This window comes from Chitinimonas viridis (genome assembly GCF_030409555.1).
GTDB classification, from domain to species: Bacteria; Pseudomonadota; Gammaproteobacteria; order Burkholderiales; family Chitinimonadaceae; genus Chitinimonas; species Chitinimonas viridis.
Map to the genome: position 1 here is coordinate 108,270 of NZ_JAUFPU010000003.1, position 19,600 is coordinate 127,869.

The 19,600-nt window shown below is 61.9% G+C and carries 21 protein-coding genes; 19 read left to right on the forward strand and 2 right to left on the reverse strand.

The genetic code is table 11. From position 1 onward, the window contains the following. The first annotated feature begins 55 nt into the window (after positions 1–55). From rph to QWZ03_RS03395, 15 genes are all read left to right on the forward strand, one after another. A complete protein-coding gene (gene rph / locus QWZ03_RS03325; RefSeq protein WP_290331437.1) occupies positions 56–772 on the forward strand; it encodes a ribonuclease PH in 717 nt (238 codons plus the stop codon). Positions 773–854: 82 nt separating this feature from the next. After that, on the forward strand, positions 855–1,223 hold the full coding sequence (locus QWZ03_RS03330; protein WP_290331439.1) for a hypothetical protein: 369 nt from the start codon (positions 855–857) through the stop codon (positions 1,221–1,223). 52 nt (positions 1,224–1,275) lie between these two features. Further along, positions 1,276–2,289 carry a tRNA dihydrouridine(20/20a) synthase DusA gene (gene dusA / locus QWZ03_RS03335; protein WP_290331440.1) on the forward strand — a complete coding sequence of 338 codons (1,014 nt, stop codon included), beginning with the start codon at positions 1,276–1,278 and terminating at the stop codon, positions 2,287–2,289. Between the two features lie 14 nt (positions 2,290–2,303). Next, positions 2,304–2,951, forward strand: coding sequence for a retropepsin-like aspartic protease family protein (locus tag QWZ03_RS03340; protein WP_290331441.1), 648 nt, complete (start codon positions 2,304–2,306; stop codon positions 2,949–2,951). Positions 2,952–2,963: 12 nt separating this feature from the next. After that, the gene (locus QWZ03_RS03345; RefSeq protein ID WP_290331442.1) at positions 2,964–3,452 is read left to right on the forward strand and encodes a hypothetical protein; all 489 of its coding nucleotides are present in this window, start codon (positions 2,964–2,966) and stop codon (positions 3,450–3,452) included. 34 nt (positions 3,453–3,486) lie between these two features. Continuing rightward, a complete protein-coding gene (rdgB, locus tag QWZ03_RS03350) occupies positions 3,487–4,080 on the forward strand; it encodes an RdgB/HAM1 family non-canonical purine NTP pyrophosphatase (protein ID WP_284197017.1) in 594 nt (197 codons plus the stop codon). Next, positions 4,077–4,292, forward strand: coding sequence for a hypothetical protein (locus QWZ03_RS03355; protein ID WP_284197018.1), 216 nt, complete (start codon positions 4,077–4,079; stop codon positions 4,290–4,292). Before rdgB ends, QWZ03_RS03355 begins: the two co-directional genes overlap by 4 nt. Further along, a complete protein-coding gene (hemW, locus tag QWZ03_RS03360; protein ID WP_290331444.1) occupies positions 4,289–5,503 on the forward strand; it encodes a radical SAM family heme chaperone HemW in 1,215 nt (404 codons plus the stop codon). Before QWZ03_RS03355 ends, hemW begins: the two co-directional genes overlap by 4 nt. 21 nt (positions 5,504–5,524) lie before the next feature. Further along, positions 5,525–6,274, forward strand: a complete 750-nt coding sequence (locus QWZ03_RS03365) for a substrate-binding periplasmic protein (protein ID WP_290331445.1) — start codon at positions 5,525–5,527, stop codon at positions 6,272–6,274. Positions 6,275–6,515: 241 nt separating this feature from the next. After that, the gene (locus QWZ03_RS03370; protein ID WP_284197021.1) at positions 6,516–6,896 is read left to right on the forward strand and encodes a Rid family detoxifying hydrolase; all 381 of its coding nucleotides are present in this window, start codon (positions 6,516–6,518) and stop codon (positions 6,894–6,896) included. Positions 6,897–7,057: 161 nt separating this feature from the next. Continuing rightward, complete coding sequence (locus tag QWZ03_RS03375) at positions 7,058–9,355, forward strand: ABC transporter substrate-binding protein (RefSeq protein WP_290331446.1); 2,298 nt, start codon at positions 7,058–7,060, stop codon at positions 9,353–9,355. After that, positions 9,352–10,329, forward strand: coding sequence for an ABC transporter permease (locus QWZ03_RS03380; protein ID WP_290331447.1), 978 nt, complete (start codon positions 9,352–9,354; stop codon positions 10,327–10,329). Before QWZ03_RS03375 ends, QWZ03_RS03380 begins: the two co-directional genes overlap by 4 nt. A gap of 10 nt (positions 10,330–10,339) precedes the next feature. Beyond that, a complete protein-coding gene (locus QWZ03_RS03385) occupies positions 10,340–11,731 on the forward strand; it encodes an ABC transporter permease (RefSeq protein ID WP_290331448.1) in 1,392 nt (463 codons plus the stop codon). A 10-nt stretch (positions 11,732–11,741) separates the two neighbouring features. Beyond that, entirely contained in the window at positions 11,742–13,604 is a 1,863-nt protein-coding gene (locus QWZ03_RS03390) for an ABC transporter ATP-binding protein (protein ID WP_290331450.1), read from the forward strand. Positions 13,605–13,942: 338 nt separating this feature from the next. Beyond that, positions 13,943–14,641 (forward strand): hypothetical protein, encoded by a 699-nt coding sequence (locus QWZ03_RS03395; RefSeq protein WP_290331451.1) that lies wholly within the window; start codon positions 13,943–13,945, stop codon positions 14,639–14,641. Positions 14,642–14,687: 46 nt separating this feature from the next. Here QWZ03_RS03395 and QWZ03_RS03400 read toward each other — a convergent pair whose 3' ends face one another. After that, positions 14,688–15,098 (reverse strand): DCC1-like thiol-disulfide oxidoreductase family protein, encoded by a 411-nt coding sequence (locus tag QWZ03_RS03400; RefSeq protein ID WP_290331452.1) that lies wholly within the window; start codon positions 15,096–15,098, stop codon positions 14,688–14,690. A gap of 134 nt (positions 15,099–15,232) precedes the next feature. On the opposite strand from QWZ03_RS03400, the gene ubiG reads away from it, so the two are divergent. Continuing rightward, positions 15,233–16,024 (forward strand): bifunctional 2-polyprenyl-6-hydroxyphenol methylase/3-demethylubiquinol 3-O-methyltransferase UbiG, encoded by a 792-nt coding sequence (gene ubiG, locus QWZ03_RS03405; protein WP_290331453.1) that lies wholly within the window; start codon positions 15,233–15,235, stop codon positions 16,022–16,024. A gap of 104 nt (positions 16,025–16,128) precedes the next feature. Next, entirely contained in the window at positions 16,129–16,890 is a 762-nt protein-coding gene (locus QWZ03_RS03410) for a substrate-binding periplasmic protein (RefSeq protein WP_290331454.1), read from the forward strand. Between the two features lie 38 nt (positions 16,891–16,928). On the opposite strand, the gene QWZ03_RS03415 is transcribed toward QWZ03_RS03410, so the two are convergent. Further along, positions 16,929–17,864 (reverse strand): chromate resistance protein ChrB domain-containing protein, encoded by a 936-nt coding sequence (locus tag QWZ03_RS03415; RefSeq protein WP_290331455.1) that lies wholly within the window; start codon positions 17,862–17,864, stop codon positions 16,929–16,931. 241 nt (positions 17,865–18,105) lie between these two features. Here QWZ03_RS03415 and QWZ03_RS03420 point away from each other — a divergent pair, with 241 nt between their 5' ends. Both QWZ03_RS03420 and QWZ03_RS20970 read left to right on the forward strand, forming a co-directional pair. Beyond that, complete coding sequence (locus QWZ03_RS03420; RefSeq protein ID WP_290331456.1) at positions 18,106–18,576, forward strand: arsenate reductase/protein-tyrosine-phosphatase family protein; 471 nt, start codon at positions 18,106–18,108, stop codon at positions 18,574–18,576. Between the two features lie 476 nt (positions 18,577–19,052). Then, positions 19,053–19,406, forward strand: coding sequence for a CPCC family cysteine-rich protein (locus tag QWZ03_RS20970; protein ID WP_290331458.1), 354 nt, complete (start codon positions 19,053–19,055; stop codon positions 19,404–19,406). Positions 19,407–19,600 lie beyond the last annotated feature (194 nt).

The window sequence follows — 19,600 nt, forward strand, 5'->3', positions numbered from 1 at the left end:
TAAGGGCTTGACGCTTGGGGTATAATTTCTGCCTTGATATTCAATGAGGTATGACATGCGCCCCTCTGGCCGCCAACCCAACCAGCTTCGCGATGTCCGCATCACCCGTCACTACACCCGCCATGCCGAAGGTTCGGTGCTGATCGAGATGGGGGGCACCAAGGTCATCTGCACGGCATCGGTAGAAGAAAGCGTGCCGCCTTTTCTGAAAGGCAAGGGTGAAGGCTGGGTGACCGCCGAGTACGGCATGTTGCCCCGTTCCACCCATAGCCGCATGAAGCGCGAGGCGGCCAGCGGCAAGCAGAGCGGCCGCACCCAGGAAATACAGCGTCTGATAGGCCGCAGCCTGCGTGCCGTGGTGGACATGAAAGCCCTGGGCGAGCGCCAGATCAGCATAGACTGCGACGTGATACAGGCCGACGGCGGCACCCGCTGCGCCAGCATTACCGGCGCCTTCGTTGCCCTGCAGGATGCCATCGCCAGCCTGATGGCGGCCGGCAAGCTGGGCAGTAATCCCATCCGCCAGCATGTGGCAGCCGTTTCGGTGGGTATCTACCAGGGTGTGCCGGTGCTGGATCTGGATTACCTGGAAGACAGCGACTGCGATACCGACATGAATGTGGTGATGACGGCGGCCGGCGGTTTTGTCGAACTGCAGGGCACGGCCGAGGGTGCGCCCTTCAGCCGCGAAGAAATGAACGCGCTGGTGAATCTGGCGGATGCGGGTATTGCGCAACTGATTAATGCCCAGAAAGCCGCCTTGGCTGGCTGAGGCAGTTGGCTGCTCGACACAGGCCGGCGTTGTACGGCCTGTGAAGCATCCTCCCGTATGCGCTTTTGAAAGGGATGAATAAATGGTGTTGCTTGTGGCGGGCGTATTTCTGCTGGCGCTGGGTTGGTTTGCCGGCCTGGCCATGGTGCTGATCGCCCTGGGCAAACTGTCTGGCCCGGCCAGCTTGGCACTGTGGATATTGTTTCCTGCGCTTACTATCGCCGGTTCGGTGCTGTTTGGCATAGGCGGCAAGCTGGGCCAGATACGCAGCATCGTGTTGGGCTCGGCCTTGTCCATGCTGCTGCTGGCAGGCGTTGCCGCCGTGTCGCTGGTGATGTCGGCGGCGGGCATGCTGACGCTGCCTGGCGGTAGTGTATCGCTCTGGTATGTGTTCCTGGTGGCAGGTGCCATGGGTGCCATCGCTGCAGCAGCAGTCAGCCGCGACGAATAAGTAGGCTTGTCCCCTGGTGGGCGCAGCCTTTGCAATTTGATAGTTGGAATTCATGCATAACGTTACATCCCCCGATGTTGCTGCACCCCTGTCTGCCAGGCGCATCTGTCTGGCACCGATGTTGGACTGGACGGACCGGCACTATCGATTTTTCTTGCGCCAGATCACCCGCCACACCTTTCTCTATACCGAGATGGTGACCACGGGCGCCATCCTGCATGGGGACAAGGCGCGGTTTCTGGATTTCAGCGAGGCGGAGCACCCGGTGGCGCTGCAACTGGGGGGCTCGGAGCCGGCTGATCTGGCGGCGTGTGCCCGGTTGGCTCAGCAGTGGGGCTATGACGAGGTCAATATCAATGTGGGCTGTCCCAGCGAGCGGGTGCAGTCGGGGGCGTTTGGTGCCTGCCTGATGGAGGAGCCGCAACTGGTGGCCGATTGCGTCAAGGCCATGCGGGATGCGGTGAGCATTCCGGTGACGGTCAAGCACCGTATCGGCATCAACGAGGTGGAGCACTACGAGTATCTGCGCGACTTTGTCGGGACGGTGGCGGATGCCGGCTGCGAGGTGTTCATCGCCCACGCCCGCAACGCCATACTGAAGGGCCTGAGCCCCAAGGAGAACCGCGAGGTGCCACCCCTGAAGTACCACTATGTGCACAGGCTCAAACGGGATTTTCCGCAGTTGGAGATCATCATCAACGGTGGCCTGGACAATTGGCAGGCGGTGGATGAGCAGCTGCAGCATGTGGACGGGGTGATGATAGGCCGCATGGCCTACCACGACCCTTACCAGTTTGCCGAGGTGGATGCCCGCTATTACGGTGATGAGCAGGCTGTGGCGAGCCGAGCCGAGGTAGCCCGAGCCCTGATGCCCTATATTGCCGAGCGCATGGCGGCTGGGCGCAGCCAGCCCAAGCATATCGTCCGGCATGTGCTGGGTTTGTTCCAGGGGCGCCCCGGGGCGCGCAACTGGCGGCGCATGCTCAGTGACAGCAAGGTATTGAATGGAGCAGGGCCGGAATTGATAGAGGCGGCCCTGGCGGAAGTGGAACCGGTGGTGGCTTAGCGATGGAGCAGCGCATGTTAGGTAAGAACCTGTTGCAGCTGGTGCTGGCGTTGGGCCTGGTAGGCACGAGTTGGGCGGCATCGCCGGTGCTGCTGGCTACCATGGGCAACAAGGTGTCGCTGTCTTTGGGTGGCAAGCCCTTGACTCTGAGCGTGGGGCAGCAGCGCGAGGGTATCAAGCTGATATCGGTGGGCGAGGACAGTGCGGTGCTGGAAGTGGAGGGCAAGCGCCAGAGTGTGCGCCTGGGCCAGGAGTTCTATGCCGGCGGCAGCCAGGCGGAGCAGGCCCAGACCAACAGCTTTACCGTGTTTGATGTCGGCGGTGGCCACTTCATGGCCCAGATCAGCCTGGGTGGCGGTGGCGTCAGGGGGCTGATCGATACCGGGGCGTCCTTGTTGTCGCTGTCGGGCAACCAGGCCAAGGCCATGGGGCTGCGCTTCGAGCGTAACCAGCCCATCATGCTGCGCACGGCCCAGGGTGTGCAGAATGGCTGGCGTACCAAGGTGCCCAGCCTGCGCATCGAAGGGGTGCAGCTCTACAATGTGGACGCCGTGGTGACCGATGGTGCCTACCCGGAAGTCGCGCTGATAGGTATGAGTGTGCTGGGCCAGTTCCATATGCAGAACGATGGCCAGCGCATGACATTGAAGAAGAAATACTGAGAAGACGGTTACATGGACAAGACGAAGAAACAGGACAAGGCCTTGCAGCAATGGTCGATCTGGCCGCCGGCCTTGCTGGCCCTGGTGCTGCTGACCCTGGGACTGTGGGTGCTGCGCAGCATGGGCGTGGCCAGCCCGGTGCAACTGGGGTATGTGCTGCTGGCGCTGGTGCTGACCTGGCTGTTGCTGCCCTACCTGGCCTACAAGACCTGGTGCGAGGGCGAGGCGCTGTGCTGGCGTTGGGGGCAGTTGAACCACGGGCCGGTGCAACGTCTGGCGCTGGCCGATATTGCGGCGGTGGAGGTGGCTGCCCTGCCGGACAAACCGACCCGGCCGGTGCGCAGGGAAGGCGTGGAGGAGCGCCATGGCGGCAATTTCACGCCCGACCTGAATCAGGGCGTGAAGCTGCAGACCCGTGATGGCCGCACCATCTGGCTGTGCCTGCCGCAGCCGGCGCAGTTCGCCAAGGCCTTGCGTGCCTTGCTGGCGACTGCCCCTTGAATCCCTCTTTCACCGTACTGCAAGCAGGTTGCGCATGAAGAAGCTCGTACTCGCCAGCAACAATGCCGGAAAACTGAAGGAGTTCCAGCGTTTGCTGGGGGCTCTTGCCATCGAGGTGATACCGCAGGGGCAACTGGGGGTGGGCGAAGCCGAAGAGCCGCACGCCACCTTCGTCGAGAATGCCCTGGCCAAGGCTCGCCATGCGGCGGCGGCCACTGGTTTGCCGGCGCTGGCCGATGATTCCGGCATCTGCGTGCCGGCCCTGGGCGGTGCGCCTGGGGTGTATTCGGCCCGATATGGCGGTGAGCCGAAATCGGATGCGCGCAACAACCAGAAGCTGGTGGCGGATATGGCCGGCCAGGCCGACCGCCGGGCTTTCTACTATGCGGTGCTGGTGCTGGTACGCACGGCGGATGACCCCCGGCCCCTGATTGCCGAAGGCCGGTTTGATGGCGAGCTGCTGGCTGAACCGCGCGGCGAGGGGGGCTTTGGCTACGATCCGCATTTCTGGGTGCCGGCACTGGGCAAGACCGTGGCCGAGCTGACACCGGAAGAGAAGAACCCCATCAGCCATCGCGGCCAGGCCCTGGCTGCCCTGTTGGACAAGCTGGCAAAGGATGCACTATGACGAGCCCATGGCCGAAATGGCTGAAGGACGATGGGGCGGTGGTGAGCTGCTTCGAGAAGGTCAAGGTGATGGAAGAAAACCTGGGCGAGATACAGCAGATGACCCAGGACGCATTCGAGGATGGCCTGTTGATGGAAGTCTCGGAGGCGCAGATGCGCGAGGCCCTGCACCGCATGGTGGATGCGCTGGTCAACCCCTACCGCAAGCCATGATCATCCCCATCCACCCCCATCCTGGCCCGGCGGCTGTTGTGGCGGCCCCGGCTGCGGGCTGGGCCTTGCAGGCATTGCCGCCGCTATCGCTGTATATCCATTTTCCCTGGTGTGTGCGCAAGTGCCCATATTGCGACTTCAATTCGCATGAAGCCAAGGGGGGCATGGACGAGGCGGGCTATGTGGCGGCCTTGCTGACCGACCTGGAGCACAGCCTGCCGCTGATCTGGGGCCGGCCCATACACACCATCTTCATGGGCGGGGGCACACCCAGCCTGTTTTCGGCCGAAGCCATGGACAGCCTGCTGGCCGGCATACGGGCGCGCACCAAGCTGCTGCCCGATGCCGAGATCACGCTGGAGGCCAACCCCGGTACGGTGGAGGCGGACAAGTTCAAGGGCTACCGGGCGGCAGGGATCAATCGTCTCTCTATCGGCATACAGAGTTTTGATCCGGCCCATCTGGCCGCCATAGGCCGCATACACGATGGCGATGAGGCGCGGCGGGCAGCGGCGCTTGCGCGCGAGACCTTTGACACCTTCAATCTGGACCTGATGTTTGCCCTGCCGGGCCAGACCGTGGCGCAGGCGCTGGCGGATGTGGAAACGGCGTTGTCGTTCTCGCCCACCCATCTGAGCTGCTACCACCTGACGCTGGAGCCCAATACCTATTTCTACCGCTATCCGCCCAGCCTGCCTGATGACGATACGGCTGCCGAGATGCACGATGTGATCGCCGCGCGGTTGGCGAGCGCGGGGTTTGATCACTATGAAACCAGTGCCTATGCGCTGCCTAGCCACCGGGCACGGCATAACGTCAATTACTGGCAGTTTGGCGATTACCTGGGCATAGGGGCGGGTGCCCATGGCAAGCTCAGTTTCCATGACCGCATCCTGCGCCAAGCGCGCTACAAGCAGCCGGCCGCGTACCTGAAGGCAGTGGCGGCGGGCAATGCGGTGCAGACCGAGGAACTGGTGGATCACCAGGACCTGCCGTTCGAATTCATGCTCAATGCGCTGCGTTTGAGCGAAGGCGTGGCGGCTACCCTCTATAGTGAACGTACCGGCCTGCCGCTGGCAGGTATTGCGCGCACCCTGGCGCGGGTGCATGAACAGGGCTTGCTGGATGCCGACCCCACCCGGCTGGCGCCCAGCGAGCTGGGTCGGCGCCACCTGAATCGATTGATGGAAGCCTTTTTGCCCGACCGTTGAGCCGGGAGACAGGAGCCTGCCGTGCTGCTGCGTGCCTTGCTGATCCTGCTTGCCTGCCTGCCACTGGCGGCCGAGCCGCTGAAACTGCGGCTGGTGACGGATGATTGGCCGCCGTATGAGTACGCGGCCAAGGGCAAGGCCGATGGTTACAGCGTGGCCAGGTTGGAGGCCGTGCTGCGGCAGATGGAGGTGGAGCTGGTCCACCCCGATCGGGCCGTGCCCTGGAAGCGCCTGCTGGCCATGCTGGAGGCGGGGGAGGCCGATGTGGCAGTCAATGGCGGCAAGGTGGACAACCGGGAGGCCTATGTGCATTTTTCGGCCGAGCCTTTTACCGAAACCCGCTGGACGGCTTTCAGCCGTCGCAGCGATGGCTTGCGGCTGCAGAAGAAAGAGGATTTCAAGGGTTTGCGGGCCGGCTTGGTGCATGGCTGGAGCTATTCGCCGGAGATCGAGGCATTTCTGGGTAGCCAGGGTAAGTCGGTGGTGTCCTACGATCAGTTCAGCAATTTCCGTCGGCTGCTGGCCGGCCAGGTGGACTATGTGATCGAGGAGCGGCAGGTGGGGCTGCACCTGGCCGCCAAGCAGGGGTGGGGTGAGCAATTGGTCACCGCCGATGTGATGAACCAACCCATCCGCTTTTATGTGATGTTCTCGCGCAAGACCGTCACCCCCGAATGGGTAGCCCGCTTTGACGCGGCCTTCAGGGCTTTTCGTGGTAGTGCCGAGGATAGGGCGCTGCGCAAGCGGTATGGCTTGGAAAGTCTGCCATAGCAAGGCAAGATGGCACCCTTGGTGGCGGCGCTGGGCAGCCTGGTCCAGGCGGGCGTTGAGTGGCAACTGGCCTCTATCAGGCCTGGTGGGCTCGTTCCGCCCTCGTTCCGGCGCGTGCTGGAAGGAGGGTGTGTGCAGGGCTTCCAGCTTCCCCCCAATACATTCAACTATGTCGCACGAGGCCGCGTTGTTCATGCTGCCTGCCGGCTATCCGTCGCGTCGTTTACCCAAGGAATACATCATGAGCAAAGAAATCGTCCATAGCGACCACGCACCCAAGGCTGTCGGCACTTATTCGCAGGCCGTGAAGGTGGGCAACACGGTTTACCTGTCGGGCCAGTTGGGCCTGGACCCGGTGACCGGCGAGTTGGCCGAGGGCTTTGAGGCCCAGGCCCACCTGATGTTCAAGAACCTGCGCGCGGTGGCACAGGCGGCCGGCGGCGACCTCAAGGATATCGTCAAGCTGGGCGTGTTCGTGACTGACCTGGCCAACTTCGGCAAGCTCAACGAGATCATGGGCCAGTATTTTGATGCCCCTTACCCTGCCCGCGCCGCCATCCAGGCCGCGGCACTGCCCAAGGGTGGCCAGGTCGAGGCTGACGCGGTGCTGGTACTGGCCTGATCGCCGACTGAGGCGGCCCCGGCACTGTCGTGCCAGGGCCGCCTTTCTTGCACTGGCGAAAAGGCCACAGTGGCCGGACTGCGCTTGGCAGTCAGGCCAAACGGCATGGCATGATCGCGGCCTTCGCTCCCTTGGGGGTGCCTTTGTCTGCGGGTCGTGCCATGCTTGTACTCCAGCCTTTTTCCTTGTCGCTACGCGCGCTGCGGCGCTCGCTGCTGCTGGCGGCGACACCCGCGCTGCTGCTGTTGGGGGGCTGCGAAGTGGCCAACCAGCCGCATAGCCAGGCCGACCTGACCGGCGATGTGATGTTCAGTTCGTTCCAGGAGCGGCCCAAGTTTCTGGATCCGGTCAGCTCCTATAACCTGAACGAAACCCCCTGGACCTACCAGACCTACGAGCCGCTGCTGCATTACCACTACCTCAAGCGGCCCTACACGCTGGAGGGGCTGACCGCCACCGAGGTGCCGATACCGCGCTATTACGACCAGGCCGGCAATACCCTGCCTGACGATGCGCCCAGCGAGCAGATCGCTACCAGCATCTACACCATCAAACTGCAGCCCGGCATACGCTACCAGCCCCATCCGGCGCTGGCCCGTGATGCCGCTGGGCAGTTGCTGTATCACGATCTCAAACCGGCCCAGCTGGCTGGCAAATACAGCATCTGGGATTTTCCGCTGGCGCAGGCGGCCAGCAGCAGCCGCGAAGTGACGGCAGAAGATTACGTCTACCAGATCAAGCGCCTGGCCAGCCCCTATGTGCCCACGCCGTCGCCCATCTACAACCTGCTCAACCAGTACATAGTCGGCCTGCAGGATCTGGGCGAGCAGCTCAAGGCCGAGCGCAATGCGCAGCTAGCGCAGCGTGACCCGCGTGACCGTTACCTGCCCTGGCGCGATCTGCGCGAGGTGAAGCTGGAAGGTGCCCGCGCGCTGGATGCGCGCACGCTGGAAATACGCATCGCCGGCAAGTACCCGCAGTTCAAGTACTGGATGGCCATGACCTTCTTTGTCCCCATCCCCTGGGAGGCCGACCGCTTCTATGCCCAGCGCGGCATGGCGGAGCATTCGCTGTCGCTGAATACCTGGCCGGTGGGGACGGGGCCCTTTATGCTGACCGAGCAGAGCGCCAGCCGCTACGTGATGGTGCGCAACCCGAACTACCGCGATATGCGCTACCCCAGCGAGGGCTCGGCGGAGGACAAGGCGCAGGGATTGCTGGCCGATGCCGGCAAGCGGCTGCCCTTCCTGGACAAGCTGGTGTTCCTGCAGGAGAAGGAGTCTGAGCCTGAGCAGGCCAAGTTCATGCAGGGCTACTACGATGTGCCCGATCTCAGCCGCATCGATGTGGGTTTTGTCTTTCTCAAGGAAGCCATGGACCAGACCGGCCGCTGGCAGGTGCTGCGTGAGCATGGGGTGAAACTGGAGCCGACCATAGAACCGACCAGCTGGTATATGGGCTTCAATTGGCTGGACCCGGTGGTGGGCGGCGGCAAGAACCCGGAGGAGGCCGAGCGGCACCGTAAGTTGCGCCAGGCCATTGCCATCGCCACCGACTGGGAAGAGCACAACGCCATTTTCTTTGATACCTATGGGCCGTCGGTGCCGGCCATGGGGCCGATTCCACCAGGTTTGTTCGGCTACCGTATCGGCGAGGCGGGTATCAACCCGGTGACCCATGTCTGGCGTGATGGCCAGGCTGTGCGGCGCCCACTGGCTGACGCCAAGCGCTTGCTGGCCGAGGCGGGCTATCCCGATGGGCGCGACGCCAAGAGCGGCAAGCCGCTGCTGCTGTTCTATGACTCTAACGGCGTGGGGCCGGCTTATCAGGCCAGGTTGGACTGGCAGGTCAAGCAAATGCAGAAACTGGGCATACAGCTGGAGATACGGGCATCGGACTACAACCGCTTCCAGGACCGCATGCGCAAGGGCAATGCCCAGCTGTATTTCTGGGGCTGGTTCTCGGACTACCCGGACCCGGAGAATTACTTGTTCCTGCTGAACAGCACCCAGTCCAAGGTGAAGTTTGAGGGTGAAAATGCCTCCAACTATGCCAACCCGGAATACGACAAGCTCTATACCCGCATGCGCGACCTGCCGGACAACGCCGAGCGGCAGCAGGTGATAGACCAGATGGTGGCCATGGTGCAGCGGGATGCACCATGGAGCTGGGGGCTGTTTCCTGGCTCGTTGGGGGTGTACCAGCAGTGGGTGCACAACGCCAAGCCCACTTCGATTGCCAACGACAAGGTCAAATACATGCGGGTAGATGGGGCGTTGCGGGCCAGCAAGGTCGCGCAATGGAACCAGCCACGGGTGTGGCCGCTGGGCGTAGGTATGGTGGCCCTGGGCCTGCTGCTGTGGCCGGCCTGGCGCATCTACCGCCGGCGTGAGCGCGCCACCGCGCGTACCCTGCGTATCAACAGCGGCCGCAGTGCCAGCAAGGGAGCGCAAGCATGATGACCTATCTGGTGCGCCGCACCCTGTACTCCATCTTGGTGCTGGCCGGTATCAACCTGGTGACCTTCTTTCTGTTCTTTTCGGTGAATACCCCGGACGACATGGCCCGCCTGCAGCTGGGCGGCAAGCGGGTGGCGCAGGAGGCGGTGGAGCGCTGGAAGGCCGAGCGCGGCTATGACCAGCCGCTGTACTTCAATGCGCAGGCGGCTGGGGTGGGCAAGCTGACCCAGACGGTGTTTTTCGAGAGCTCGGCCAAGCTGTTGCGGCTGGACTTTGGCAAGACCAATGAGAACCGCAATATGGGCTGGGAGCTGGGCAACCGTATCGGCCCCACCCTGGCGCTGGCGATACCGATACTGCTGATCTCGGTAACGCTGTCCATCATCCTGGGGCTGGGACTGGTGTTCTACCGCCATACGGTGCTGGATACCTGGGGGGTGGTGGTGCTGGTGGGGCTGATGTCCACCTCGTCGCTGTTCTTCATCATCATGGGCCAGTACCTGTTCGCCAAGCTTATGGTCATTACGCCGGTATCGGGCTTCAGCCCGCCGCCGGGCATGTTCAAGTTCCTGCTGCTACCTGTGCTGGTATCGGTGATTGCCCACCTGGGGCCTGATACCCGTCTGTATCGCACGCTGTTCCTGGAGGAACTGGGCAAGGATTATGTCCGTACCGCCCGCGCCAAGGGGGTGTCGGAATGGGCTGTGCTGGGGCGCCATGTGCTGCGCAATTCCCTGATACCCATTATTACCTCGATAGGCCTGCTGCTGCCGGCGCTGCTGGCCGGTTCCATCCTGCTGGAGACCTTCTTCGGCATACCGGGCCTGGGCACTTTTGCGGTGGACGGGATCACCAGCCAGGATTTTTCCATCGTCCGGGCCATGGTGTTCTTCGGTTCCTTCCTTTATGTCATTACCTACCTGCTGACCGACTTTGCCTATGCCTGGTCTGATCCGCGGGTGCGCCTGAAGTGAGCATGCCGCGATGAAGATAGTTGTTCTGTGGACAGACTGGGTGGTGCTGCTGGTACTGCTGGGTACTCTGGCCTACGGCTGGAAGGTCATGCGCCAGCCACACCTGGCAGTGACCTGGCGCAAGGCATTCAATACCGCCACCGGCACCTCGGCAGCCACGGTGCTGGCGGTCTTTCTGGTGATAGGCCTGCTCGACTCGCTGCACTACCGCCCGGCCATAGCGGGCAAGGCCGATGCCTATGCCACCGAGACGCGCTCGGTGCTGGACGATATCCTGCACCAGCAGCAAACGGGACGTGAACGCAGCTACTCGGCGCCGCTGGCCTACCAGGGTTATGAGAAGGAGGCGACGGTGATAGACGGGCAGGCTACACGGGCCTACCTGCGCCTGCAGCATGGCGGCGCCCATCTGGACCAGCCCGAGCAGCAATGGGCCGCTGACGTGCTACTGCGCACCCTGGCAGGGGTAGGGCTGGGCCTGTTGGTGGCCGCTGCGGCCACGGCACTGGCCGTACTGCTGCTGGCGCGAAAGCGGCGCCAGGGCCTGGGGGTGGCCTGGCGCAGTTTGCGGCGTGGGCAGGTGGGATTCCCCCTGCGTGCGGTGTTGCTGACCCTGACGGTGCTGGCCGTGCTGGCCGGCGTCATGGCCATGCTGGCGACGGCCTACCATGTACTTGGCACCGACCGGGTGGGTAATGACCTGCTGTATGTGGTGCTCAAGAGCATACGTACGGCCCTAGTCATTGGCACCATGTCCACCCTGGTGACCATGCCCATTGCCGTAGGCCTGGGGATCTGCGCCGGCTATCTGCGGGGCTGGGTGGATGAGGCGATCCAGTATGTCTATACGGTGATCAATTCCATCCCCTATGTGCTGCTGATCGCGGCCGTGGTGTTGATACTGATGGTGTTCATCGATAACCACCCGGACCTGTTCCCGACCTCGGCCGAGCGTACCGATGCACGCCTGTTCTTTCTCTGCATCATTCTGGGCATGACCAGCTGGACCGAGCTGTGCCGCTTGATACGGGGCGAGGTGATCAAGCTGCGCGAGGCCGAGTACATCCAGGCGGCGCAGGCGTTTGGGGTGGGCACGTGGCGGATACTGTTGGTGCACCTGCTGCCCAATGTGATGCACCTGATCCTGATCAGCATGGTGATCAATTTCTCCGGTCTGGTGCTGGCCGAGGCGGTGCTGTCCTATGTCGGAATCGGGGTGGACCCGTCCATGCAGAGCTTCGGTACCTTGATCAATACCGCCAGGCTGGAGCTGTCGCGCGAACCCACCATCTGGTGGACGCTGGCGACGGCCTTCACCTTCATGTTCTCGCTGGTGCTGTCGGCCAATCTGTTCTCCGATGCCATCCGCGATGCCTTCGATCCTCGCGCCACGCACAAGTAGGTCGTCCATCATGCTGCAACTCGATCAACTCCGTACCGAGATCCACTCCAGCCAGGGCATCGTGGTGGCCGTCGATGGCGTCAGCCTTGCCATCCAGCCGGGCGAGACCTTTGCCCTGGTGGGGGAATCGGGCTCGGGCAAATCGGTGACGGCGCTGTCCATCAGCCGGCTGCTGCCCGACAACGCCTGCATTGCTGCCGGCGATGTGCGGCTGGACGATGCCAGCCTGGCCGACCTGCCGGAAAGCGAGATGCGGGCGTATCGCGGTGGCCGCATTGCCATGATCTTTCAGGAACCGGCTACCAGCCTCAATGCCGTGATGTCGGTGGGGCGGCAGTTGGTGGAGGCCATTACCACCCATACCGAGCTGCGGGGGGCCGCGGCCCGGGCCAAGGCGGTGGACTGGTTGAAGCGGGTAGGCATTGCCGAGCCGGAAAGGCGCATAGACAGCTACCCCTTCCAGCTGTCGGGTGGGCAGAAGCAGCGGGTGATGATTGCCATGGCGCTGGCCACCGAGCCGGCGCTGCTGATTGCCGACGAACCGACCACGGCGCTGGATGTGACGGTGCAGAAGCAGATACTGGATCTGCTGCTGGACCTGCAGCGCGAGCGTGGCATGGCCATGCTGTTGATCACTCACGATCTGGGTGTGGTCTCGCAGGTGGCGGATCGCGTCGGCATCATGTATGCGGGCGAGCTGGTGGAGCTGGGCAGCAAGGCGGCGTTTTTCTCCAAGCCCCTGCACCCCTATGCCACCCGCTTGCTGGGCGCCTTGCCCGATGTGGACAAGCGCGGCCATCTGCTGGAGGCCATTGCTGGCAGTGTGCCGCCGCTCTATCAGGCGTTCGACGGCTGCCGGTTTGCCCCTCGCTGCTATTCGGCCACGGCCCGCTGCCGTGGCGAAATCCCGCCCATGTACGAAATGGGTGGCGGGCATGGTGTGCGCTGCTTTGCCTATGCGCCCGAAGCGGCCGTGCCCTTGGTGCTGCCGCCGCTGCGGGATATCGGCGCGGGCCGGGTGGCCAGGCAGTTAGGCGACAAGGCGCTGCTGGCGGTAGAAAACCTGAGGGTACGGTTTCCCATACGCTCGGGTTTGCTGCAGCGGGTCAGCGGCCATGTGGATGCCGTACACGAGGTATCGTTCTCGCTGCGGCCGGGTGAGACCCTGGCGCTGGTGGGGGAGTCGGGTTCGGGTAAGACCACCACGGGCAAGGCCATATTGCAGCTGTTGCGCGGCACGGCTGTGGTCGATGGCCAGGCCATGCTGGGTGATATCGACCTGATGCGTGCCGGCAAGGCGGAGCTGATGCGCGCCCGGCGGCAGATGCAGATTATTTTCCAGGACCCATTCGGCTCGCTCAATCCGCGCATGCGGGTGGGCGAGATACTGGCCGAGGGCATACAGTCGCTGCGGCCCGAGCTGGACCTGGCCGAGCGCCGCCGCCGGGTGGATGACTTGCTGGAGCAGGTCAGCCTGCCGCAGTCGGCGCTGACGCGTTTTCCGCATGAGTTCTCGGGCGGCCAGCGCCAGCGCATTGCCATCGCCCGTGCCCTGGCGGTGGAACCCAGCCTGATTGTCTGCGACGAGCCTACCTCGGCCCTGGATGTCTCGGTGCAGGCGCAGATACTCAACCTGCTGAAGGAGCTGCAGCAGCAGCTGGGGGTCGCCTATCTGTTCATTACCCACAATATCGGGGTGGTGGAATACCTGGCCGACCGGATTGCGGTGATGCAGGCTGGCCGCATCGTCGAGACCGGCGAGAGTGCCAGCCTGCTGACGGCACCCCAGCATGCCTATACCCGTACTCTGCTGGCAGCAGTACCCAGGGTGGTGGTGGGCGAGGCCGATGCCGAGGTGCTGCTGCCGGCCTGAACAGGCTCTTAGACCGGCCATCGCCGGAATGCCTGAGGCGCCGTGGCTTGCATAAGCTAAAGGGAGTGTCCTAAGAGCCTGTTCAAAGTCTTTTCGCCGCGCGCCAGCCCTTCGGGTTCGCGGCCTTGCCGGCGAATGGCGGCGTTGCAAGCCGCTGACGGTACCCGTACCGCTGCGCGGCTTGCGCCTTGCCCTTCATCCGGCAAGGTTGCGAACGACGCGGCGAAAAGACTTTGAACAGGCTCTAAGCGCATATCCTGGCCAGCTGTGGCGTTGCTCGCTGGCAGGCGGGCGCTTTAGGACGCCTTCCCGTCGCGTTGCCATCCAAGGAGACTGCCGTGCACCGATTGCTGATCTGCCTGTTGTTGGCCTGTTGCACCCTGTTGTTGCGCGCCGAGCAGGTGCTGACCGGTAGCTGGGGTGGCGAGGTGGCGGGACAGGCGGTAAGCCTGAGCCTGAACGGCAAGGGGGGCGGCAGCCTGGATGGCAAGCCCATACGCTACCAGGTGATGGGTGGTCTGCTGCTGATTGAAGAAGACGGCGAGGTGACGCCGTATCAGTTCCGGCTGCAGGGTGGCCAGTTGCTGATTGCCGGTGGGGATATACCGGGCGTGCTGAGCATGATACGGGTCAAACCGGGGCAGAAGCCGCCACGTGGCAATGCCACCCAGGCCCAGGCCGGTGGCTTGCGGCAGGAGCTGGTGGGCAGCTGGTGCCTGGTGCGCAACTTCAGCGCCAGTGGCGGAGGTGGTTCGCAAAGCTCGACCTGCTTTGAGCTGCGGCCCGATGGCAGTTACAGCTATAGCAGCGAGCGCAGCATGGATGCCTACGGCGGCGGCATGTGGGGCGGTACCAGCTCAAGCAGCAGCGACAGTGGCCGTTGGACGGCCACCGGCAATAGCCTGACGGCGCACTCCCACAAGGGCGGCAGCACCACCTACCCGCTGGAAAAGCGCAACCACCCCAGGAACAACGACCCCATGCTGTGCCTGGACGGCGACTGCTATGTGACGCAGTGGCAGCGTGCATCGTGGTAGGGCGCATCCTGGTGACGGTGCGCGGTGGCCGCCCATCGAGCCAGTATCAGTGCCTGCTGGCCAGGTTGTTGATATAGCGTATGCCCAGCAGCCTCAGCACCAGGTCGCGGAAGGCCTTGCCCAGGGGGTAGGCGATCCTGGCGCCCAGGCGGTGGCTGAAGACATGGTAGTTGAGCCGGTTGAACAGGCCGGAAGGCGTGCTGAGCAGGGTGAGCATATGGATGGCGTCGGCACCGTAATAGACGACATCCTTGAACTTGAGCACCATGCCCTGATCGATATCAAGCCCGGCCGCCGTGATTTCGTCCATCAGCTCGCCAGGCTGGCGGGCGTCGACCAAATGTAAGGTGCCGACGGCCTCGCGGATTCGGATATAGCGGCAGTAAACCGTGCATACCGGGCACTCCCCGTCGTACACCAACCATGCGTCCTGATGCTTGTTGTCTGCGGTTTTCATGGCGCTGCTCCCGGTATGATGCTTGCGGATTGAATGGTGGCATTGTATGCTGTTATTTAACTAATTAGCTAAATAAATTTATCGAGGTGGTACCGCCAAACCGGGTGCTAGCCTGCGGTTGCCAAGGAGCTGCCATGCCTGTTATCAACAACGCCATCTATGACCACGTTGCGCACACCTGGTGGGACGAGGATGGATTTATGTCACTGCTGCGTACTGCCATCAATCCTCCCCGATTTGCCTATTTTGAGCAGGCCTTGACGGGCGTGCTGAAGCGCCAGCCGGCGGGCTTGACGGTGCTGGATGTCGGCTGTGGCGGGGGGCTGCTGTCGGAGCGGTTTGCCGCGCTGGGCTGCCAGGTAACCGGGCTGGATCGTGCGGCGGCTGGCCTGGCGGCGGCCAGGGCCCATGCCGAGGCCAGCGGCCTGCGTATTGACTACCAGCAAGGCAGTGCCGAGCAACTACCGTTTGCAGACCAGCAGTTCGATGTCGTTTGCTGTTGCGATGTGCTGGAGCATGTGGATGACGTGGATGCCGTGTTGGCAGAGATAGCCAGGGTGCTCAAGCCGGGTGGGGTGTTCTTCTTTGACACCATCAACCGTACCCTGCGCAGCAAGCTGCTGGCCATCAAGCTGGCGCAGGATTGGGCGCTGACGCGGCTGATGCCGGCCGATGTCCATGTCTGGCACCAGTTTATCCGGCCGCAAGAGTTGCAGCAGGGAATGGCCAGGCACGGCTTGGGCCAGGTGGTGATGGCCGGCCTGTCGCCGGTAGGCAATCCCTTGCGGCCCTTGTGGGGGCTGCTGCTGCACAAGCTGGGGAGACTAAGTTTTGCCGGCCTGGGCGAGCGCATACGACTGGGGGCGACGCGGGATATGTCGGTCTCGTACATGGGCTATGCCTTGCGGGAACCAATCGCTGGCTGAGAGGTTGTAGGCCGTGCTGCAGCACGCGGGCGCGACCGACGGCGCGGCCCACGGGCGCATGCTATACAGCATGAACGAGGATTGCGTCCTGATTGCCGGCCACCATGTTGCTGCGTGCCTTGCTGCTCACCTGCCTGCTTCAAGCTGTTTGCCTGGGCGCACCATGCAGCAAGGTACTGCGCGTGCCATTCGAGAGCTGGCCGCCGTATTCCTATCTGGACGCTGGCGGCAAACCGGTGGGTTTTGAGATAGACATGCTGAATGCCATCGCCAGGGCGGCGGGCTGCAAAGTGTCTTGGGTGCAAGACCTGCCGCGCAAGCGGCGCTGGCTGTACTTTACCCAGGGCGAGCTGGACGTGCTGCTGGCTGCCTCCGACAACGGATTGGCCTCGCACAACGCTGTCGCCATGTTTACCCGCCCCTATCGACCGGAAATCATTGCGGCCTTTGTGCTGGATGACCGACGGGCGCGCCCGCATGTGGGCTCACTGCAGGCGATGCTGGCCCATCGCGTACCCCTGGTGACCCAGACCGGGAGCGATGGCGGCTACCCCTTGGCGGCGCAGTTTCTGGCGGCGGGCCTGGTGACGCGGTATGAGGAGTACCGCAAAGGGGTACAGCTGCTGCAACTGCGGCGGGGCGAAGTGCTGATAGGCGACCAATGGGCGGTACAGCATGCCGCCACCGAGCAGGGCGTGCCCATCCGGCGGCTGGACATCGCGATTGCCAGGGGCGAGGTGGCCTATATGCTCAACCGCAAGACACTGACGCAGGCTGACCTGAACACCATCAACGAGGCGATTGTGCAACTGGGCCGCAATGGCACGCTGGAGCGTATTCGGCGGCGCTGGTTGGTTGGGCAGTAGTAAGCCTTGGTCGGTGAGGAGCGTTTGCTTGGGTGAGCTCATGCTTGCTCTGACTCAAAAGCGGCCAGCAGGCCGTCGAAAATGGCGAAACTGGCTGTGAGAAGCAAGTTGTCATCGCTCAGACGGCTCCGCAGGCCGGTCAAGACTTGTTCAACACCCGCCGCTTCGGGTACTGATGTGCCACCAACATCGAGGTAATGGACCAAGGCAGCCATCCTGCGCATTGCTGGGCTATCAAGGCCGAAGCTGGCACATAGGGTTTCGAACGTCACACGAGAGCCGGTATGACTGAAGCGGGCGCCGTCGAAATCAAATCCAAGCGCATCGCTGGGGCAGTCTGCAGGTGTGGCCAACCAAAGGAAATGGGCTGCAGGATCGATGAAGCGCTGGATTAACCAAGCGCTCGCGAGTCGGTCCGCCCAAGGGCGTTTTCGGGTTGCCCAGCGCCGACCTTGAAAGTCGGCAATTTCGAGTCGGGGCAATGCCATCTCGATGGCTTGTGGCTCGCCTGGGTGGCGTAGCTGGCGAAGAAGCTGGTCTAGCTCAGCCTGTGCTGCCAAAACCTGCTGTTTCCCCTCGCCGGGGAAGAAGTCGATCGTGGTCAAGGCATCGACCTGTTTGCGCAAACGCCTAGCCTTTTTGACGGATTCGTCGGCACTGGCCAGCGTCAGACCGGCTCTCAGGTGGGAAATCTCAGCTAGCAGCGCTGTGTACTCCAAAGATCGATCGAAGAGCCCAGGAAATCCTTCCGTGTCGCTGCCCGAAACCTCTAGCAAGTAGGCCGTGCCTTCATTCTGGCGAACATCCTCGGCAACGGCGCTGAGTGCGCCAAGACATTCGTCGCGCCGAGGCAGCAAGTAAACACCATCTCGCAGCACTGCCGCGCCGCTGGCCTTGAGTGTCCGCCAAACGCGCATGCGTGCAGTCGCGTTGCCGGTGGGTAGAGTCAGGATGAGTGCTAGCCAATCGTTCATCCTCCCATGATACATTTAATATGATCTACAAAAAATGTAGCTTATGTAAAAATTTCTGCGTATAAAGTACTGACATGATCGGGTGCAAATCAGCTGCGGCACTTGATCGTAAGTCGAGCGGCTTCTCAACCTGAAGGCTCACCATGCGAGACGAACGGAAGTCTTAGGCCTTGGGTGGTAAGACTGTGCAGATAGAGGTGTGGTGGATACCGCCACGAACAGCGTTGAATCGGGAGTCACAATGAGAAAGTTGATTGCGCTTGCCATTTTTGCCCTGCAGTCCAGCATTTCATTCGGGGCGGGCGCGGCGGAGCCCTCGTCAAAAAAGATCACCTTTGTTTGCGAGTATGGCGTGGCAAAAAGTGTCATTGCCGAGAAATACTTCAATAAGCTCGCCAAAGAACAGGGTCTGAAATACACCGCTGTATCAAGGGGTGTCACCAGCAAAGCAGAGCTTCAACCAGCGACGGCTGTCGGCCTGAAGGAGGACGGCATGGATACGTCAGCATTCGTGCCTGAGAACTTGAGTGAGGAGGATGGTGAAACGTCCGAAAGAGTTGTACTGATTGGGGTCGAGCAAGTACCTGGCTTCTTGAATAAGGAAAAAATTGTTGCCTGGGAAGGCGTCCCTTCCGTAAGCAAGAGCTACGTGGCAGTGCGTGAAGACATGATTGCTCGAATCAAGCAGTTAATTGCAGAGTTGCCCAAGTGAGTGTGTTTGAAGGGTAAGCCTCGGTTTGCTTTCCTAAGACATTAATCGTCTTTGGCTAGTGAAGGCTGCTACTCGCCGCTGGGTGGCCGGTTGATTGAGAAATGCCTCAAGGGCTACCGCCCCAGGGGTGCTTGGATGCTGCTTGCCGCGGAGCATGAGGACCTGACGGACACCGTAGGGATAAGCCGCTTAGGCGTTGGCGCTGAAGTGACGCCGGCGGCAGGTCAGTGAAACCTGATCTAGCAGGCGTGGCTTGAGAGGAGTGTCCCACCATTAGGTGGCGCCTTTGTGAGCAGAAAGTCACCTGGTTATCCTAAAGGCATAGAGAACGGCATGGCGCCCGGTTTTCTGTTGTTGCTATACTGCACGGCGAAGCGTAGGTAATTGAAAATCAATGGGTTACGGGAATTGTACAGTGCCGTTATTATTAATTAATATACGGAACCTAAAGTGCGTATAAACAATGTTAGGTGCTTATGTTTACCTGCCCGTGCTGTGGCTATGAAGTATTTGGCGAGTCTCCTGGGTCGTATGAAATATGCCCGTTCTGCTTTTGGGAGGATGATGCATCCCAACTGTATTTTCCAAATCAAGCTGGCGGCCCAAATCCCTGCTCCCTAATGGAGTCGCAAGTTAATTTTGTGCAATTTGGTGCATGCAATAGAGAAATGGTAAAAAATGTGCGCCCGGCCACAGCTGAAGATACAAAAGACCCTTTATGGTTCCCACTATGGGAGAAGCGAATTGCATTGCCCGATCCGAAATCGGATAAGGTCCATCCAATGCATGAAAAGTCAATTGCAAAACTGTGCTACTGGCTACGCACCTAACCTGTCAGTCAATGTGAGAACCCAAGGCTACACTTTAGGTTCCCTCCGCTGCTTCGCCGCTCCTGCTGTACGTTACCTTCAACTTTAGCGCTCGATAAAGAGCTCAACATGGGCGAAGGGGGCTTCCAGCCCCCTTGCTTTCGTCGCGGTACGGCGTTGTCTAAGAACAATGTCGTCTTGCATATCAAGCCTAT

What these genes read in the sequence shown, in the direction of transcription:
- QWZ03_RS03400 (WP_290331452.1), bottom strand. Translation starts at nt 15,098, where the DNA reads ATGAAAACCGCAGACAACAAGCATCAGGACGCATGGTTGGTGTACGAC.
- QWZ03_RS03370 (WP_284197021.1), top strand. Translation starts at nt 6,516, where the DNA reads ATGAGCAAAGAAATCGTCCATAGCGACCACGCACCCAAGGCTGTCGGC.
- QWZ03_RS03340 (WP_290331441.1), top strand. Translation starts at nt 2,304, where the DNA reads ATGTTAGGTAAGAACCTGTTGCAGCTGGTGCTGGCGTTGGGCCTGGTA.
- ubiG (WP_290331453.1), top strand. Translation starts at nt 15,233, where the DNA reads ATGCCTGTTATCAACAACGCCATCTATGACCACGTTGCGCACACCTGG.
- QWZ03_RS03345 (WP_290331442.1), top strand. Translation starts at nt 2,964, where the DNA reads ATGGACAAGACGAAGAAACAGGACAAGGCCTTGCAGCAATGGTCGATC.
- QWZ03_RS03390 (WP_290331450.1), top strand. Translation starts at nt 11,742, where the DNA reads ATGCTGCAACTCGATCAACTCCGTACCGAGATCCACTCCAGCCAGGGC.
- QWZ03_RS03380 (WP_290331447.1), top strand. Translation starts at nt 9,352, where the DNA reads ATGATGACCTATCTGGTGCGCCGCACCCTGTACTCCATCTTGGTGCTG.
- rph (WP_290331437.1), top strand. Translation starts at nt 56, where the DNA reads ATGCGCCCCTCTGGCCGCCAACCCAACCAGCTTCGCGATGTCCGCATC.
- rdgB (WP_284197017.1), top strand. Translation starts at nt 3,487, where the DNA reads ATGAAGAAGCTCGTACTCGCCAGCAACAATGCCGGAAAACTGAAGGAG.
- QWZ03_RS03410 (WP_290331454.1), top strand. Translation starts at nt 16,129, where the DNA reads ATGTTGCTGCGTGCCTTGCTGCTCACCTGCCTGCTTCAAGCTGTTTGC.
- QWZ03_RS03355 (WP_284197018.1), top strand. Translation starts at nt 4,077, where the DNA reads ATGACGAGCCCATGGCCGAAATGGCTGAAGGACGATGGGGCGGTGGTG.
- QWZ03_RS03330 (WP_290331439.1), top strand. Translation starts at nt 855, where the DNA reads ATGGTGTTGCTTGTGGCGGGCGTATTTCTGCTGGCGCTGGGTTGGTTT.
- QWZ03_RS20970 (WP_290331458.1), top strand. Translation starts at nt 19,053, where the DNA reads ATGTTTACCTGCCCGTGCTGTGGCTATGAAGTATTTGGCGAGTCTCCT.
- QWZ03_RS03375 (WP_290331446.1), top strand. Translation starts at nt 7,058, where the DNA reads ATGCTTGTACTCCAGCCTTTTTCCTTGTCGCTACGCGCGCTGCGGCGC.
- QWZ03_RS03415 (WP_290331455.1), bottom strand. Translation starts at nt 17,864, where the DNA reads ATGAACGATTGGCTAGCACTCATCCTGACTCTACCCACCGGCAACGCG.
- QWZ03_RS03385 (WP_290331448.1), top strand. Translation starts at nt 10,340, where the DNA reads ATGAAGATAGTTGTTCTGTGGACAGACTGGGTGGTGCTGCTGGTACTG.
- hemW (WP_290331444.1), top strand. Translation starts at nt 4,289, where the DNA reads ATGATCATCCCCATCCACCCCCATCCTGGCCCGGCGGCTGTTGTGGCG.
- dusA (WP_290331440.1), top strand. Translation starts at nt 1,276, where the DNA reads ATGCATAACGTTACATCCCCCGATGTTGCTGCACCCCTGTCTGCCAGG.
- QWZ03_RS03420 (WP_290331456.1), top strand. Translation starts at nt 18,106, where the DNA reads ATGAGAAAGTTGATTGCGCTTGCCATTTTTGCCCTGCAGTCCAGCATT.